Source organism: Mesorhizobium sp. PAMC28654 (assembly GCF_020616515.1).
Lineage (GTDB): Bacteria > Pseudomonadota > Alphaproteobacteria > Rhizobiales > Rhizobiaceae > Mesorhizobium.
This window is the reverse complement of record NZ_CP085135.1, coordinates 3,340,051-3,354,882: the sequence shown is the minus strand read 5'-3', so window position 1 is coordinate 3,354,882 and position 14,832 is coordinate 3,340,051. Positions and strand designations below refer to the sequence as shown.

The 14,832-nt window shown below is 63.6% G+C and carries 15 protein-coding genes; 7 read left to right on the top strand and 8 right to left on the bottom strand.

Annotated features, from left to right (window positions below; all coding sequences use genetic code 11):
- Positions 1-9: 9 nt before the first annotated feature.
- The 4 genes from LGH82_RS16365 to LGH82_RS16350 form a co-directional block, all read right to left on the bottom strand.
- Positions 10-1,470 carry a UdgX family uracil-DNA binding protein gene (locus LGH82_RS16365; RefSeq protein WP_227349608.1) on the bottom strand — a complete coding sequence of 487 codons (1,461 nt, stop codon included), beginning with the start codon at positions 1,468-1,470 and terminating at the stop codon, positions 10-12.
- A gap of 2 nt (positions 1,471-1,472) precedes the next feature.
- The gene (locus LGH82_RS16360) at positions 1,473-2,708 is read right to left on the bottom strand and encodes a putative DNA modification/repair radical SAM protein (RefSeq protein ID WP_227343734.1); all 1,236 of its coding nucleotides are present in this window, start codon (positions 2,706-2,708) and stop codon (positions 1,473-1,475) included.
- Positions 2,709-2,796: 88 nt separating this feature from the next.
- Complete coding sequence (locus LGH82_RS16355; RefSeq protein ID WP_227349440.1) at positions 2,797-4,182, bottom strand: glutamine synthetase family protein; 1,386 nt, start codon at positions 4,180-4,182, stop codon at positions 2,797-2,799.
- Between the two features lie 32 nt (positions 4,183-4,214).
- Complete coding sequence (locus tag LGH82_RS16350; protein ID WP_227349439.1) at positions 4,215-5,597, bottom strand: aspartate aminotransferase family protein; 1,383 nt, start codon at positions 5,595-5,597, stop codon at positions 4,215-4,217.
- A gap of 156 nt (positions 5,598-5,753) precedes the next feature.
- Here LGH82_RS16350 and LGH82_RS16345 point away from each other — a divergent pair, with 156 nt between their 5' ends.
- Positions 5,754-6,200 carry a hypothetical protein gene (locus LGH82_RS16345; RefSeq protein WP_227349438.1) on the top strand — a complete coding sequence of 149 codons (447 nt, stop codon included), beginning with the start codon at positions 5,754-5,756 and terminating at the stop codon, positions 6,198-6,200.
- Positions 6,201-6,219: 19 nt separating this feature from the next.
- Here the strand turns inward: LGH82_RS16345 and LGH82_RS16340 are convergent, their stop codons facing one another.
- Entirely contained in the window at positions 6,220-6,651 is a 432-nt protein-coding gene (locus tag LGH82_RS16340; protein WP_227349437.1) for a MarR family winged helix-turn-helix transcriptional regulator, read from the bottom strand.
- 64 nt (positions 6,652-6,715) lie between these two features.
- Between LGH82_RS16340 and LGH82_RS16335 the strand changes: the two genes are divergently transcribed.
- Complete coding sequence (locus LGH82_RS16335; protein WP_227349436.1) at positions 6,716-7,168, top strand: hypothetical protein; 453 nt, start codon at positions 6,716-6,718, stop codon at positions 7,166-7,168.
- A 20-nt stretch (positions 7,169-7,188) separates the two neighbouring features.
- Here the strand turns inward: LGH82_RS16335 and LGH82_RS16330 are convergent, their stop codons facing one another.
- Together LGH82_RS16330 and LGH82_RS16325 are read right to left on the bottom strand one after the other, a co-directional pair.
- Positions 7,189-8,163 carry a WD40 repeat domain-containing protein gene (locus LGH82_RS16330; RefSeq protein WP_227349435.1) on the bottom strand — a complete coding sequence of 325 codons (975 nt, stop codon included), beginning with the start codon at positions 8,161-8,163 and terminating at the stop codon, positions 7,189-7,191.
- 173 nt (positions 8,164-8,336) lie between these two features.
- The gene (locus LGH82_RS16325) at positions 8,337-9,404 is read right to left on the bottom strand and encodes a CobW family GTP-binding protein (RefSeq protein ID WP_227349434.1); all 1,068 of its coding nucleotides are present in this window, start codon (positions 9,402-9,404) and stop codon (positions 8,337-8,339) included.
- A gap of 423 nt (positions 9,405-9,827) precedes the next feature.
- Here LGH82_RS16325 and LGH82_RS16320 point away from each other — a divergent pair, with 423 nt between their 5' ends.
- Positions 9,828-10,298: a MarR family winged helix-turn-helix transcriptional regulator gene (locus LGH82_RS16320; RefSeq protein ID WP_227349607.1), complete on the top strand. Its 471-nt coding sequence runs from the start codon at positions 9,828-9,830 to the stop codon at positions 10,296-10,298.
- Between the two features lie 7 nt (positions 10,299-10,305).
- Here the strand turns inward: LGH82_RS16320 and LGH82_RS16315 are convergent, their stop codons facing one another.
- Positions 10,306-11,178 carry an AraC family transcriptional regulator gene (locus LGH82_RS16315; protein ID WP_227349433.1) on the bottom strand — a complete coding sequence of 291 codons (873 nt, stop codon included), beginning with the start codon at positions 11,176-11,178 and terminating at the stop codon, positions 10,306-10,308.
- A 51-nt stretch (positions 11,179-11,229) separates the two neighbouring features.
- Between LGH82_RS16315 and LGH82_RS16310 the strand changes: the two genes are divergently transcribed.
- The 4 genes from LGH82_RS16310 to LGH82_RS16295 all read left to right on the top strand — a co-directional run bounded on the left by LGH82_RS16310 (position 11,230) and on the right by LGH82_RS16295 (position 14,785).
- On the top strand, positions 11,230-11,637 hold the full coding sequence (locus LGH82_RS16310; RefSeq protein ID WP_227349432.1) for a DUF2000 family protein: 408 nt from the start codon (positions 11,230-11,232) through the stop codon (positions 11,635-11,637).
- A gap of 194 nt (positions 11,638-11,831) precedes the next feature.
- Positions 11,832-12,716 (top strand): DMT family transporter, encoded by an 885-nt coding sequence (locus LGH82_RS16305; RefSeq protein WP_227349431.1) that lies wholly within the window; start codon positions 11,832-11,834, stop codon positions 12,714-12,716.
- Between the two features lie 66 nt (positions 12,717-12,782).
- Positions 12,783-13,805: a LacI family DNA-binding transcriptional regulator gene (locus LGH82_RS16300; protein ID WP_227349606.1), complete on the top strand. Its 1,023-nt coding sequence runs from the start codon at positions 12,783-12,785 to the stop codon at positions 13,803-13,805.
- Positions 13,802-14,785: a 2-hydroxyacid dehydrogenase gene (locus tag LGH82_RS16295; protein WP_227349430.1), complete on the top strand. Its 984-nt coding sequence runs from the start codon at positions 13,802-13,804 to the stop codon at positions 14,783-14,785. The genes LGH82_RS16300 and LGH82_RS16295 overlap by 4 nt, the downstream gene beginning before the upstream one ends.
- Positions 14,786-14,832 lie beyond the last annotated feature (47 nt).

Sequence of the window (14,832 nt, the reverse complement as noted above, 5' to 3'; positions counted from 1 at the left end):
GCCAATCGATCAGGCCATCAGCCGCTTCACCTGCTTCATATCGTGCAGGAACCGTTCGCGTTCTGCGTCCTTGTCCGCGGGCTCATGGATGCGCAGGATGAAGGAGGGGTGGATGGTGATGAACACGCGCAACCCATCCTCGCGTTTGATCACCTGGCCGCGCATCTTCGTCACCGGGATGGCCTTGCCGAGCAGCGATAGGGCCGCCGTTGCGCCCAGCGCCACGGCGAGATCCGGCTTGATCAGAGCGAACTCCCTGTCGATCCACCAGCGGCAGGCCTGAACTTCGCCGGCATTCGGCTTGGAGTGGATGCGGCGCTTGCCGCGCGGTTCGAATTTGAAATGCTTGACCGCGTTGGTGACGTAGACTTTCTGGCGGTCGACGCCCGCGTCATCAAGGATCGCATCGAATACCTTGCCCGCCGGGCCGACAAAAGGTTTGCCGGCGAGATCTTCCTGATCGCCCGGCTGTTCGCCGACGAAGATTACCTTGGCGTTTTCAGGCCCTTCGCCGAATACAGTCTGTGTCGCGTCGCGCCACAGCGGGCAGCGGCGGCAACCCTTCGCCGCTTCACGCAGTTCCGGGATCGTGGTTGCACTATCGTCGTCCCTTGCTTCGGCGGGCTCATGCTTCGGCCAATGCCTTGCCTGCACCTTGGCGTGGTGCGGCGCTGGCGTTGTCGGCGTTCTGGCAATCATGTCCTTGGCGGCCTTGTCCGCTCCTGCGATCAGCTCCGGAATGAGCGAAGCCTCGGGAAGGTTCCGCCAATATTTCTTCGGCATCTCCTTCTGCATGGCTTTCACCTTCAGCCGTGCCGGGTTGAAGATGTTCTGGAAATAGGTGCGCCACAGCGCTTCGGTGTCGTCCTGCGTCGGCGCATCGCCCTTGGCGGCGCCCGGCCCGATCGCCAGCCTTTCGCCGTCCCAGTCGGCGGACGCATAGGGGGTCAGGATCGTCCAGCGCATGCCGGTGAAGCGCCTGACGAAGAAATCCGCGTTGCGCTCGACGATGAAATGATCGGGCTCGAACCAGGCGACATAGCGCTCCTCGTCGCCATCGCCAATCTTCCGGAAGCGCACGAAGGCGTGCATCTTGTGGCTGTCGCGCCGCACCGCCTTTTCCATCGTTTCGAGACGCCTGGTGTCGGGATCCGATGCGATGGCCAGCAGTTTGGGTTCGCTTCGCAGTCGCCAGAGCAGCCGGTAGAGAAAAGCGAACCGGCTGGGGTCGGAATGGCAGAATGCTGTCTCGGCATGCCCGATGAAGTCGCGCGGCACCACGAGCTGCGCGCCCGCGGGCACGGCCGGCAGATCAGCTTGATCGGAGCCCGGCACGACATGCCAGCCGATATCCTCCGGCCTGACTTCGTTCAGCGCAAGCCGCCGTGCCGCGTCGCGCCAGCCGGCGAAATCGGTCTCGCTGTCGAGCCGCACGATATATCCTCCAAGATCGAGTTCGGCCGGCTGCATGGTCAAAACAGCGACAGTTGTTCGCAAGGTTGCACGATCTTGCCGCGCAAGCCGGCCCCGTCGGTCAGCGCGCCCGGCGACCATCCCTCGGCGATGATGAACGGCCGTAGCTTGGTGATCGACTGGCACAGCCGTCCGACATCTTCGAGCCGCATGCGCCGATGGCGGCGGGTCTCCAGGATTTTCGCCACCACCTTGGTACCGAGGCCGGGCACGCGCAGCAGCGCTTCACGGTCGGCGCGGTTGATGTCGACGGGGAATTGCCCCCGGTTGCGCAGCGCCCAGGCGAGCTTCGGATCGATGGCGAGGTCAAGCATGCCGTCGCTGCTGCCGGCCAGGATTTCCGGCTGCGAAAACCCGTAGAAGCGAATCAGCCAGTCGGCCTGATAGAGCCGGTGTTCGCGCATCAGCGGCGGCTTCTGCAAGGGCAGCGACGACGATGAATCCGGAATCGGGCTGAACGCGGAATAGTAGACGCGCCGCAGATGGTAGCTGCCATAGAGCCGCGCGCTGGTGTGCAGGATGCCGTCGTCGGAGGTCTTGTCGGCGCCGACGATCATCTGCGTCGATTGTCCGCCCGGCGCGAAGCGTTCGCGCTTTTTGGTCCTCAGCGTCGGCTCCGATTTCTCTTCGATCTTGCGCCGCAGATTGGCCATCGAAAGCCGGATGGTCTCAGGCTTCTTCTCCGGCGCCAGCTTCTTCACGCCTTCATCGGTCGGCAGCTCGACATTGATCGACAGCCGGTCGGCATAGAGGCCTGCCTTCTCGACCAGTTCCGCCGAGCTTTCCGGGATGGTCTTCAGATGGATGTAGCCGGAAAACTTCTCGTCCAGCCGCAGCCGCCGCGCCACTTCGACCATCTCGCCCATCGTCTCATCTGGCGAGCGGATGACGCCCGAGGACAGGAACAGGCCCTCGATATAGTTGCGCCGGTAGAAATCCATGGTCAGCTTGACCACCTCGTCGACGGTAAAGCGGGCGCGCCGCACATTCGACGAGGAACGGTTGATGCAATAGCTGCAATCATAGATGCAGAAATTGGTGAGCAGGATCTTCAGCAGCGAAATGCAGCGACCGTCCGGCGCATAGGAATGGCAGATGCCCATGCCCTCCGTGGAGCCGATGCCCCCGGATTTCAGCGAATCGCGCTTGGCTGAGCCCGATGAAGCGCAGGATGCGTCATATTTGGCGGCATCGGACAGGATCGCCAGCTTTTCGAGAACGGTGAGTGCGGTCATCCGTTCATGATATGTTCCAAACGACCGGCACGCCACCACATTTGATGGGAGGCGGCGAAAGTGATCGCCGCCTCAAATCCTCCTGGGGTCAGACCTCGTGGAGATAGAGGTGGTAATCCAGTTCGCTGACCGTGCGTGCCACGCGCAGGTATTCGGACTGCTTGATCGCCACGAAGGTGCGGTGCAGGTCTTCGCCCAGTGCATCCTTGAGGAAGGTGGAAGCCCTCGCCGCCTCGATCGCGGCGCGCCAGTCCACCGGCATCGTCGTGCGCGTGATCGCTGACTCATAGCCGTTGCCGGTCGTCTCCGGTCCGGGATCAAGGCCTTCATCGAGGCCCTTGATGATGCCCGCGAGCACGGTTGCCGCAATCAGGTAAGGATTGGCGTCAACGCCCGACGGCCGGTGTTCGATGCGCCGGTTCCTGGCGTCGCCAGCGGGTACGCGCAGCGCCACCGAACGGTTGTTGACGCCCCAGGTCGGCGCCACCGGCGCATAGGATTGCGAGACGAAGCGCCGCCACGAGTTGGCGTGCGGCGCAAACACCAGCATCGATTCGGCCATGGTCTGGATGAGGCCGCCAAGCCCCTGGAGCAGCGGCAGCGACCAGCTCTCGCCGCCGGCTTCGGCGAAGACGTTGCGGCCGGCCTTGTCCTGCAGCGAGACGTGGAAATGCATGCCCGAGCCGGCATATTTCTCGATCGGCTTGGCCATGAAGCAGGCGGTGACGCCGTGGCGGCGCGCCTGTGCCCGCACCAGCCGCTTCAGCATGACCAGATCGTCGGCGGCCCGCATCACGTCCTTGCGGTAGTTCAGCGTCAATTCGTATTGGCCCGGCGCATATTCGGAAATAACCGTCTCGGCTGGAATCCCTTGGGCCCTGGCGGCCGCATAGATGTCGGAAAACAGCGGCTCCATGCCGTGCAGATGGTCGACGGAATAGACCTCGGTCTTGCCCGAGACGCGGCCGTCGAGCACGGCGCGAGCCGGCTGCACCTTGCCGTCGCCATCGCGTTCATTGGCGAGGAGAAAAAATTCGAGCTCGAAGGCGCCGGCCGGATAGAGACCCTTCGCGGCCAATATCTCAACTTGCCGGGCCAGCGCCAGGCGCGGGTCCGACGACATTGGTCGGCCATCGAGCATATACATCGCCATCAGCACCTGGCCGCGCGGTGGGCTTGTGCCGTAGAGCGGCACCAGCGTGCCCGGAATAGGCCATGCCCTGAGATCGCCGTCGCCGGTCGTCCAGATCAGCCCGGTTTCGTGCACATCCTCGCCGGTGATGTCGAGGCCGAGGATGGAGATCGGCATGTGCCGGCCGCCCTCGAAAATGCTTTTCAGCTCGTGCCGGCGCACGATCTTGCCGCGGCCAACGCCATTGGCGTCGGTCAGCACGATATCGAAGGCCTCAATCTCGGGATGAGCGTCGAGAAAGGCTTGCGCCTCGGTGGGCGAAGAGCCCGAAGGGGAGTTCATGATGGCACTCTGGTTTTGCTCGCGCGCTTGTCTCATGCCGCAAGCTTTGCCGCAACCGCGCCGAAGGCGGCTATCAGCCGGTCCACCTGGGCGGCCTTGGTCGCTGGCGAGATCAGCATCATGTTGTGGAACGGCGCGATCAGCACGCCGCGATTGACCAGCGCGACATGGATGGCGGCCTCAAGCTCCGGCGCATGCGCTGTCTCGGCCTCGGCGCCGTTCCGCAGCGGACCGGGAGCGCAGATGAACTCGACGCGGGCGCCGACACGGGCAACATGCCAGGGCAGGCGGTTTCGCTCGATGGCGGCGCTGAGCCCGGCGTCGAGCCGCCGCGCCAGCTTGTCCATGCGCGCGTAATTCTCTTCAGTCATCACCTCTTCGAGCGTGGCGCGCATCGTCGCGAATTGTAGCGGGTTGGCGGACAGCGTCGTGCCCATGCCGGAATAGCCGGGTTCCTTGGTCCTGTTGTAGTCGGCGTAGCGCGTGGCGACCTCGTCGCTCATGCCCCAGACACTGGCGGGCACGCCGCCGGCGATCGGCTTGCCCAGCACGAACAGGTCGGGATCCAACCCGTATTTGCGTGTGTAGCCGCCGGGGCCGGTCGAGATCGTGTGCGTCTCGTCGATCAGCAGCAATGTGCCCGCCGCACGCGTCAGGCGGCGCAACGCGTCGTGATAACCGGCATCGGCCAGCACCATGCAGGAATTGGTGAGCACCGGCTCGGCGATGACGCAGGCGACGTCCTTGTCTTTGAGCGCGGCTTCCAGGGCGGAGATGTCGTTGAACTCGATTACCTTGGCCGTGCGGGTCAGGTCGCGGAACTCGCCGGCGAGTCCCGGCCGGTTGACGGGCTTGCCGTCGACCAGCCGCACCATCGTCTCGTCGACCGAGCCGTGATAGCAGCCATTGAAGACGAGGATCTTTTCGCGGCCGGTGACGGCGCGGGCGACGCGCAGCGCAAAGCGGTTGGCATCGGTCGCCGTCGTCGCGATCTGCCAGAAGGGCAGGCCGAACCGTTCCTGCAGCAGCGGTCCGATGGCGAGCGCGTCCTCCGAGGGCAGCATGTAGGTCAGGCCACGCCCGGCCTGGCGTCGGATGGCTCGCGCCACCGGCGGCGGCGAATGGCCGAACATCGACCCGGTATCGCCTAGGCAGAAATCGTCGAGCCGGTTGCCGTCGATATCGGTGATGCCTGCGCCCCTGGCGCTGTCGACCAGGATCGGAAACGGCGTCGGCCAGTCCTTCATCCAGTGCATGGGCACGCCGCCAAAGAAGCCGGGCAGGCCATTGCCGACCTTGGCCGCTGATTTCGGCCGCGCCTTGCGAAAGACCTCGCTCTCGGTTTCGCGCAGTTCGGCGACACGAGCCGCGCTGATGCCGCCGATGGAAGTCTTCGAATTGTCGATGCTGTGCATGGATACCCCTCTCGTTGGTTCCTTCTAGCCAATCGGCATCGTGAACGGCAATTGGCCGCGCTGTCGTCCTGCATTGGCTCAGCCCCATACGTCAGGTCCTTGACCTCGATGGCGAGGCAGGCGTCAATGCAGCCCCTTGGGCGTGAGGTGGAAGACATGCGGACGATCATCTGCGCTGCCATGCTGTTGCTGTCAGCCAATGCTGCTTTCGCTTCCGGCGGCATCTGGTGTTCCGCCGATGATGCCGCGGTGAAATTCCAGCTCGACGCCGGTGTCACCAACGGCCTGGGCAACCCGACCTTCAATTTTCGCGGCGATCTTGAAATTCTGGGCAGACCCGTCGGCGACGATCTGCGCAAGACCGTGTTCGAGAATTCCAACCTGACGCAGTACTGGCTCGACGACAGGGAATTGCGACTGCTCGTCTATCACGAGCACCAAGTGTTGAAGATGTTCAGCTCCGTCGAACTGACGATCCTGACAAAGGCCACCGAAGAAGGCGTCTATGACGGGCAGTACTCGCTTGCCGTCTATGACAGTACGGCCGACGCGGACCACAGGTCCGCGGATTTCACAGGCAAGGTCTCCTGCGGGGCCGAGTGAGCCTTGGCGATCCGCTGCGTCAGTCCGTTTGCATCGACGCGATGGCGCGGCGCATCAGGTCGAGAAACAGATGCCTTTCATCCTCGCTGAATCCGGCCATCGCCGCCTCGTTCTGTGAACGTGCCGCCTGCGTCGCCGGTTCGCGGAGCGCAAAGGCTCTCGCGGTGAGATGGATTGACTGCGAGCGGCCATCTTCAGGATGCGATCGCCTTTCGATCAGCCCGTCGCGTTCCATGCGGATCAGCGTGTTGGCCATCGTCGCCTGCTCGACGCTGAGCCGCAGCACCAGTTCCCGCTGTGTCAGGCCATCCTGTTCCCATAGCGCCAGCAGCGTCATGAACTGGGCGGGCGCCAGCCCAAGGGGCCGGATGCGCTGCTGCAGGCCAGTTGCGAACAGCCGCGCCATATGGTTCGCCAGGAAACCGGCGGATCGTTCCTTCTGAAATGCCATGTCAGCCAGATATCAGTTGAATAGCATGCTATGCAATGATATATAGCATGCTATGGAGGCAAGTATGAAAACGAAGATTCACGCAGCCGCTGGCGCCATCGCGCTCCTCACCGTGTCGGCCTTCTGGCTGTCGACGGTGACGGTCGAACTGCTTGGCGACACCGCGGCGATCACAATGGTGAAGACAAGCGTGCTGGCCGGCATGGCCGTGCTCATCCCGGCAATGATCATCGCGGGGGCCTCAGGCTTTTCGCTCGGCAAGGGATGGAAGAACCCGGTGGTTAACCGCAAGAAGCGGCGTATGCGCATCGTCGCCGCCAATGGCCTGCTGGTGCTCCTGCCCACGGCCTTCGTGCTCGCAAACTGGGCACAGGCAGGGCGCTTAGACGCTTATTTCTTTATCCTGCAGGCGGTCGAACTCGTCGCCGGCGCGGTCAACATCACTCTGTTGTCGCTCAACATGCGCGACGGACTGTCTCTGCGCCGGAAGGTCGTCCTCGGCGCAGGCGTCAGATAATGGCCGCCGGCCGAGCCGTCTCAGGCGGTGATGTCGATGACGCCGCAGTCGCCGGCCGCGCTGCCGAAGGCAATGCGGCGCTCTTCCTTGTCCCACATCATCGAAGTGATCGCGCCCTTGCCCGGCCGGCGCAGCAGCACTTCCTTGGTGTCGGCAAAGCGCACCGCCATCACCATGCCGTCATCATAGCCGATCGCGGCGACATCCTGGCTCGGATGGCAGGCGACGGAGGTGACCATGGCATTGCCGCGTGTGCCGAGTTCCAGCGGCGCCTTGCCCATCGGTCCGTCCTTGCCCGAAAACGGCCAGACGATCGCCGCCGGCGCGCCGGAACTCGCCAGCCACTTTCCCTTCACGCTCCACGACAGGCTTTTGACCTTGCCGGGATAGCCGGTCATGCGCATGTGCTTGCCGTCAGCGAGCTTCCAGCCATGCAGCGCGTTTTCCTGCATCGTGGTGACGAGGAAAGCGCCGTCGGGCGAGAAGGTCATGCCGGTATGGGCGCCCGCCCATTCAAGCTCGACAGGCTTGCCCTCTGCAGCCGGGAAATGCAGCGTCGCGCCATTGTAGCGGGCGACGCCGAAGCGCATGCCCTTGGGCGAGAACGCCAGTCCCTCGACCGAACGCGGATGCGCGAATTCACGGGTCTTGCCGTCCGCGAAACGCACGAAGGCGGTCTTGCCCGTCGCATAGGCGATGGCGCCTTGCGGCCCGGCGGCGACGCTGGTGATCCATTTCTTGGCCGAGCTAGCCAATTCCGTGGCCTCGCCTCCCGCCTTCACGGCAAAGACCTTGCCGTCCTCGCCGCCAGTGATCAGCCGGTCGTTGGCCGCATCGTGGAAGGCGGCAAGCAATCCATCATTGGCCTGCACAGTCTTGTGGCCATGGTCGAGCCGGTGGACAGCGCCGTCAGCCATCGCGAAATGCGGCACGTCGTCGAGGAAGACGGCGGCGATGCAATGGCCTTCGAGGTCGAGGGGGGCGACGGTTGGCATGAGAGGCTATTCCATTGAAGTTGGCGCTGCCCCTCACCCTTACCCTCTCCCCGCAAGGACGGGGAGAGGGGGCGCCGACGCCGGAGCGCTTTCCTTCTCCCCGTCACTATACGGGGAGAAGGTGCCGGCAGGCGGATGAGGGGCAGCGCTAATGCTATGAATTGATTTTGAAATCAAGCCGCCTGGCAGGCCTCAAAGCTCTTCTTTAGGCGCTCCGCATCAAGGTCGCGGCCGATGAACACCAGCCGGCTTTCGTGCTTCTCGTCATCCTTCCAGGCGCGCTGGTGGTCGCCCTCGATGATCATGTGCACGCCCTGGATGACATAGCGCTCATCATCGCCCTTGAGCGCGATGATGCCCTTGAGCCGCAGGATGTTCGGGCCTTCCATCTGGGTGATCTTCTCGATCCACGGGAAGAATTTCTTCGAATCCATCTCGCCGCCGCGCAGCGATACCGACTGCACCGTCACGTCGTGGATGGCCGAGGGGTGCGCGTGGTCGTGATGATGATGATCGTGGCCGTCATGGTCATGGTGGTCGTGACCGCAATCCGGGCCGCATTCGTGATCATGGTCGTGATCGTCATGCGCCTCTAGGAAATGCGGGTCATTTTCAAGCGCCCGGGAAAGATCGAAGGCACCACGGTCGAGCACTTCAGACAGCGCCACCCCAGCGCGCGTGGTGCGATGAATCCTTGCGGCCGGGTTGATCGCACGGATCGTCGCCTCGACCTTGGCAAGCTCTTCGGGCGTGACAAGGTCGGTCTTGTTGAGCACGACGACATCGGCAAAGGCGATCTGGTCCTCGGCCTCCTTGGAATCCTTGAGCCGCAGCGGCAGATGCTTGGCGTCGACCAGCGCCACCACGGCGTCGAGCCTGGTCTTGGAGCGCACGTCGTCGTCCATGAAGAAGGTCTGCGCCACCGGCACCGGATCGGCCAGACCGGTGGTCTCGACGATGATGGCGTCGAAGCGGCCAGGGCGGCGCATCAGCCCTTCGACGACGCGGATCAGGTCGCCGCGCACCGTGCAGCAAACGCAGCCATTGTTCATCTCGTAGATTTCCTCGTCGGATTCCACGATCAGGTCGTTGTCGATGCCGATCTCGCCGAATTCGTTGACGATGACCGCATAACGCTTGCCGTGGTTCTCCGACAGGATGCGGTTGAGCAGCGTCGTCTTGCCGGCGCCGAGATAGCCGGTGAGAACGGTTACGGGAATCTGCGTTTGTGCGTCGCTCATGGCTTGCCTCGAAAAATATTGGCCTCGGAGTCCGGGCCTCGAAATGGGATTGTCGGCTCCATATAGGATGCCGCGGCCCGTTTTGCACGAGGCAAACCGATGGGCCAATCGGCATGGCTTGCAGCTGGAATCGCTATGGTTGTATCGGCCGGGCACGAGGGCGTCGGCTGCAGCCAAGAGCGGAAGACGGGCCGCCGTCGCGAACGCCGACTGATCGGTCTTCGCCTGCGTCGCGCCGTGCACGCCTGGGCAAGAAGTCGTTTGTCATCTAACTGAAATAAATATCTGGCATTAGCCACGGCGGACACTCCAATGCTTGCCGGCAAAGCTGTTTTGCGGCACCGGAATCTTTTTGATCGTCGATTGCCAACCGGCTGGCTGCGGCTATGCTGCTCTCACCGGTGTGGCCGAAGAGGGATGACCATGGCCAAGGCGGATAAGACTGCGACAATGAGCCGGCTGCATTCTGCGGCGCGGCTGGCGCGTACGGCGCTGGCGGCGCGGCTGCTGGCGCACGGTTTCTATGCCGGCCAGGATCAGATCATGCTGGCGCTCGACCGCGAGGACGGCCAGACACCCGGCAATCTCGCCGGACGCCTCGGCGTTCGCCCGCCGACCATCACCAAGACCATCAACCGGCTGCAGGCCCAGGGTTTCCTGGACAAGCGCGCGTCCGAGGCCGATGCTCGCCAGGCGCATATCTTCCTCACCGACTCCGGCCGCGAAACCATCCGTGCCATCGAGAAGTCGGTGAAGAAGACCGAAAAGCAGGCCCTGAAGGGTCTCGACAAGAAAGAGCAGAAGGCGCTGTTGAAGCTGCTCGCCCGGATCGAGGCGAACCTCCTGAATGAGGAAATGGTGCTCGTCGACGACGACGCGGAGTCCGACGAGTAGCCCTGCTCTAAGCGGCCATCGCCGCCCCGCCATGGACAAGTGACGACCAGCGCCCCGGCGTGACGCCGAACGCTTTCTTGAATTGCCGGTTGAAATGGCTCTGGTCGCTGAACCCCGCCGCTATGGCGATCTGCGCCAGGGGTTCGCCGATCTCGATCATCCGACGTGCTTGCTGTAGCCGGCGCATCACCAGGAACCGGTGCGGACTGGTCGAGAAGGCGGCGCGGAAATGCCGCGACAAAGCATAGCGGTCAAGCCCGGTGATTGCCTCCAACTCCTCCGAGCGCACGCTTCGCGCGATGTTGTCCTCCAGATAGTCGCGCGCCAGCCGGGCCGCCCGCCACGCCGGTTTCAGCATCGGCCTGGCCGGCTGGCCGGCATGTCGAGCCAGGCTTTGCATCAGTTGCGCGACGAAGTCGGCGAGGAACAGGCCATCCAATTCCTGATCGATAGGCCCGAGCGCCGACAGCAGCGTCGTGCGCAAGATGCGGTCCGTCACCACGGCATCCCGCACGAATGGCAGTAACGCACCGTCGAGGCAGTCCAGCATCAGCGATGGCTCCAGATAAAGGATCCTGTAGCGCAAGCCGTCTTCCGTGCCGGCGCCGCCATCATGAAGCTCATCGGGATGAAGCGCGACGATCTGGCCGGGCAGGCTGTGATGTGTCGTCCCGCGATAGCGGAAACTCTGCACGCCATGCAGCGTCACGCCGATAGCATAGGTGTCATGGCGGTGCAGGTCGAAGGCATTGCCATGGAACCGTGCCTCGATGCGCTCCATGCCAGCAGCGCCGGGGGCGGTGATGATACGGTTTTCCACCGGGCCCTCGCACAAACGTCCAAGACCTTGGAATGCCTGCTTGTCTATTTCGAGCGACATCGCTTCCTCCAGCCTCGGATTGGGGCGCAACCTCGAAACGGCAAATGTCTCATGTTCGATACGAAATTTGCAATCGTGCTGCAGGACGATCTTCCGGTCTGGCAGAAGCTCAACGTCACCGCCTTCCTGACCAGCGGCATCGTCGCGCGGTTCCCCGACATCATCGGCGAGCCGTATCGCGATCGCGCCGGCAATCTCTACAATCCGCTGTCGATCCAGCCGGTCATCGTGCTGTCGGCCGATCGCCCGACGCTGAGCGCGATCCACCGGCGTGCGCTGGAGCGCGGCGTGACAAGCTCGCTCTATGTCGAGGAGATGTTTTCGACCGGACACGATGTAGCGAACCGCGCCGTCTTCGAGCAATTCGCGCCCGATGACGCCAAGGTCGTCGGCATCGCGCTTCGAGACGAGAAGAAGCTGGTCGACAAGATCACCAAGGGCGCCCGCATGCATCCCTGACGGTATTGTGAGAGCGATGACATAAGGACTGGGCCAGTCGGCGCCTGTTCTTGTGCTGGAGCCTCTTTTGGCTTGCCGGCAACCGACAATTCCCGCAAAGGTGGCCGATCCCGCCTTGCTCCCGATCCGGCCCGCAGTTGAGTGCTCCCCAAAGACAAGTTGAAAGCGCGACGCCCCCGGTGGCGATCCTCTGCATGCTTGCCACCTATGTCTTCTTCACCTTCCTCGACACATCAAGCAAATACCTTGTCCTTGCCGGCGTTTCCGCGCTGATCGTCGCCTGGGTTCGCTTTACCGTCCACGTCGTGCTGGTCGGTACGCTGCTGCGCGGATGGCGCAATCCCCGGCGCTTTCGCCCTGTCAACCTGCCGGCGCATGTCCTGCGCGGTCTGTTCCTGTTCGGGTCGACCATGTTCAACATCCTGGCGCTGCGAACCCTGCAACTGGCCGAAACCACGTCGATCTATTTCTTCGGTCCGATGGTGATCACGGCACTTGCCGGTCCGCTGCTGGGCGAATGGGCGGGGTGGCGACGCTGGCTGGCAATCCTGGCGGGCTTTGTCGGCGTTCTCATCATCACCCGGCCGGGCGTCGGCGTCTTCGGCATCGGTCATCTCTTTGCCCTGGGCTCGATGATGTCGAATTGCTTCTACGTCATCATGACCCGTCGCATGTCGGCGACCGAGACTTCGGAGAGCCTGATCCTGTTTTCGGCGCTGGCGCCCGCCGTCCTGCTGCTGCCGATGCTGCCGTTTTCCTTCTCGCTGCCGCATGATGGCTGGCACTGGTTCATCCTGCTCATGCTCGGTGTATTCGGCGGCATCGGCCACTGGCTGCTCGTGCAGGCCTATCGGCGTGCCACCACCACCGCGCTGGCGCCCTATCCCTATTCGCAGATGGTGTGGATGATCATCTCCGGCTGGCTCATCTTCAACCAGTTCCCCGATCGCTGGACGCTGATCGGCGCCGCCGTCATCGTCGCCAGCGGCCTTTACATCGTCCATCGCGAGCACCGGCTTCGGCTGCGCAATCTCGCGGCCTCGGACGTCGAGGCGGAAGCGCTGGCAAAAAAACTTTGATTTGCCCGGGAACGATGGCATAAGGCCGCCTTTAAACAGTTTAAATAGGTTGGGGAGCGCAAGGCGCTGGCACAGAAGATCAAGCTTTCGACGATCGCGGACGCGCTTGGCGTGTCCACGGCCACGGTTTCGCTGGCGCTGCGCGACAGTCCGCTGGTCGCCGGTGCCACGCGCGACCGCATCAAGGAGCATGCCCGCGCCATCGGCTATATCTACAATCGCCGCGCCGCCAGCCTGCGCACCTCGCGCTCGGGCATTGTCGGTGTCGTCGTGCACGACATCATGAACCCGTTCTTCGCCGAGATCCTGCGCTCGATCGAAAGCGAGCTCGACCGCAGCCGCCAGACCTTCATCCTGTCCAATCACTACGACCAGCTGGAAAAGCAGCGCACCTTCATCGACACGCTGCTGCAGCTCGGTGCCGACGGCGTCATCATGTCGCCGGCCATCGGCACGCCGGCTTCCGATATCGTTATGGCCGAGGAGAACGGCCTGCCGGCGGTGCTGATCGCGCGCACGGTCGAGGGTGCCGACGTGCCGGTGTTTCGCGGCGACGATGCCTATGGCACCGGGCTTGCCACCAACCACCTGATCTCGCTCGGCCACAAGCGCATCGCCATGATCGGCGGCACAGACCAGACGTCCACCGGCCGCGACCGCTACCAGGGCTACGTCAACGCCATGGAAGCCGCCGGGCTGGAAGTCAGGCCGTCCTGGCGCATCGCCGGCCCGCGCACCAAGCAGGCCGGCTTCGAGGCGGCCGGGCAGTTCCTGGCGCTGAAGGACAGGCCGACCGCCGCCTGCTGCTGGAACGATCTCGTCGCCATCGGCCTGATGAACGGCATTGCCCGCGCTGGACTGGTGCCGGGCATCGACATCTCCGTCACCGGCTATGACGATCTCGAGGAGGCGGCGATCGCCACACCGGCGCTGACCACCGTGTGGAACGGCCAGCGCGAGGTCGGCCGCCGTGCCGCCAGCGCCTTGCTGGACAAGCTCAACGGTCAGACCGTGCGTCCCTCGCAGGAACTCATCAAGCCGGAACTGCATGTACGCCAGTCGACCGGCAAGCCGGTGGAACGCGTATGACCAAGGCTGAACAGAGGCTGCCCGTCGCCATTCTGGTGCCCAGCAATTTCAATGACCACGCGGTCGATCGCATTGAGCGGACATTCAGCCCGGTCAGGATCGAGCGCGCCGACCCGACGCTGGTTACCGACGAGATGCGGCGCACCGTGCGCGGCATTGCCTCGTTCGCCGGTATCAGCGCCGCCTTCATGGATGCGCTGCCAAATCTCGAGATCATCGCCAGTTTCGGCGTCGGCTATGATTCGATCGATGCCCGCCATGCGGCGGAGAAGGGCATTATGGTCACCAACACGCCGGATGTGTTGACCGAGGAAGTCGCCGACACCGCGCTCGGACTGCTGATCAACACCATCCGCGAACTGCCACGCGCCGAAACCTGGCTACGTGACGGCAGTTGGGCGCGCAACGGCGACTATCCCTTGAGCCGGCTGACCCTGCGTGGCCGCAAGGCTGGTATTTTCGGCATGGGCCGCATCGGCCTGGCCATTGCCCGGCGCCTGGAAGCGTTCGGATTGCCTGTCGCCTATCACAATCGGCGCCGGGTCGAAGGCCTGTCCTACGAATACCACGAGACATTGAAGGGGCTCGCCGAAGCGGTCGACACATTGATCTCGGTGGCGCCCGGTGGCGCTTCGACGGCAAAGGCGGTCAACGAGGAAATCCTGTCGGCGCTCGGCCCGGACGGCGTCTTCGTCAACATCGGCCGCGGCAGCACCGTGGATGAAGCGGCCCTTGCTGCCGCGCTCGCCGATGGCACCATTGCGGCCGCCGGGCTCGATGTCTTCGCCAATGAACCGAACGTGCCGAAGGCACTGCTCTCAGCACCGAACGCCACGCTGCTGCCGCATGTCGGCTCGGCCTCGGAGCATACCCGCCGCGCCATGGCCGATCTCTGCGTCGACAATCTGGTGTCCTGGTTCACCGACCGGAAGCCGCGGACACCGGTGCCCGAGACGGTGCAGGTCAAGGAGCGGGCTTGAAGAGCTGCTGCCACACTTATTAACGCCAGCTTAATGCTTTGAAATCA

What these genes read in the sequence shown, in the direction of transcription:
- LGH82_RS16365 (WP_227349608.1), bottom strand. Translation starts at nt 1,470, where the DNA reads ATGCAGCCGGCCGAACTCGATCTTGGAGGATATATCGTGCGGCTCGAC.
- LGH82_RS16360 (WP_227343734.1), bottom strand. Translation starts at nt 2,708, where the DNA reads ATGACCGCACTCACCGTTCTCGAAAAGCTGGCGATCCTGTCCGATGCC.
- LGH82_RS16355 (WP_227349440.1), bottom strand. Translation starts at nt 4,182, where the DNA reads ATGAACTCCCCTTCGGGCTCTTCGCCCACCGAGGCGCAAGCCTTTCTC.
- LGH82_RS16350 (WP_227349439.1), bottom strand. Translation starts at nt 5,597, where the DNA reads ATGCACAGCATCGACAATTCGAAGACTTCCATCGGCGGCATCAGCGCG.
- LGH82_RS16345 (WP_227349438.1), top strand. Translation starts at nt 5,754, where the DNA reads ATGCGGACGATCATCTGCGCTGCCATGCTGTTGCTGTCAGCCAATGCT.
- LGH82_RS16340 (WP_227349437.1), bottom strand. Translation starts at nt 6,651, where the DNA reads ATGGCATTTCAGAAGGAACGATCCGCCGGTTTCCTGGCGAACCATATG.
- LGH82_RS16335 (WP_227349436.1), top strand. Translation starts at nt 6,716, where the DNA reads ATGAAAACGAAGATTCACGCAGCCGCTGGCGCCATCGCGCTCCTCACC.
- LGH82_RS16330 (WP_227349435.1), bottom strand. Translation starts at nt 8,163, where the DNA reads ATGCCAACCGTCGCCCCCCTCGACCTCGAAGGCCATTGCATCGCCGCC.
- LGH82_RS16325 (WP_227349434.1), bottom strand. Translation starts at nt 9,404, where the DNA reads ATGAGCGACGCACAAACGCAGATTCCCGTAACCGTTCTCACCGGCTAT.
- LGH82_RS16320 (WP_227349607.1), top strand. Translation starts at nt 9,828, where the DNA reads ATGGCCAAGGCGGATAAGACTGCGACAATGAGCCGGCTGCATTCTGCG.
- LGH82_RS16315 (WP_227349433.1), bottom strand. Translation starts at nt 11,178, where the DNA reads ATGTCGCTCGAAATAGACAAGCAGGCATTCCAAGGTCTTGGACGTTTG.
- LGH82_RS16310 (WP_227349432.1), top strand. Translation starts at nt 11,230, where the DNA reads ATGTTCGATACGAAATTTGCAATCGTGCTGCAGGACGATCTTCCGGTC.
- LGH82_RS16305 (WP_227349431.1), top strand. Translation starts at nt 11,832, where the DNA reads ATGCTTGCCACCTATGTCTTCTTCACCTTCCTCGACACATCAAGCAAA.
- LGH82_RS16295 (WP_227349430.1), top strand. Translation starts at nt 13,802, where the DNA reads ATGACCAAGGCTGAACAGAGGCTGCCCGTCGCCATTCTGGTGCCCAGC.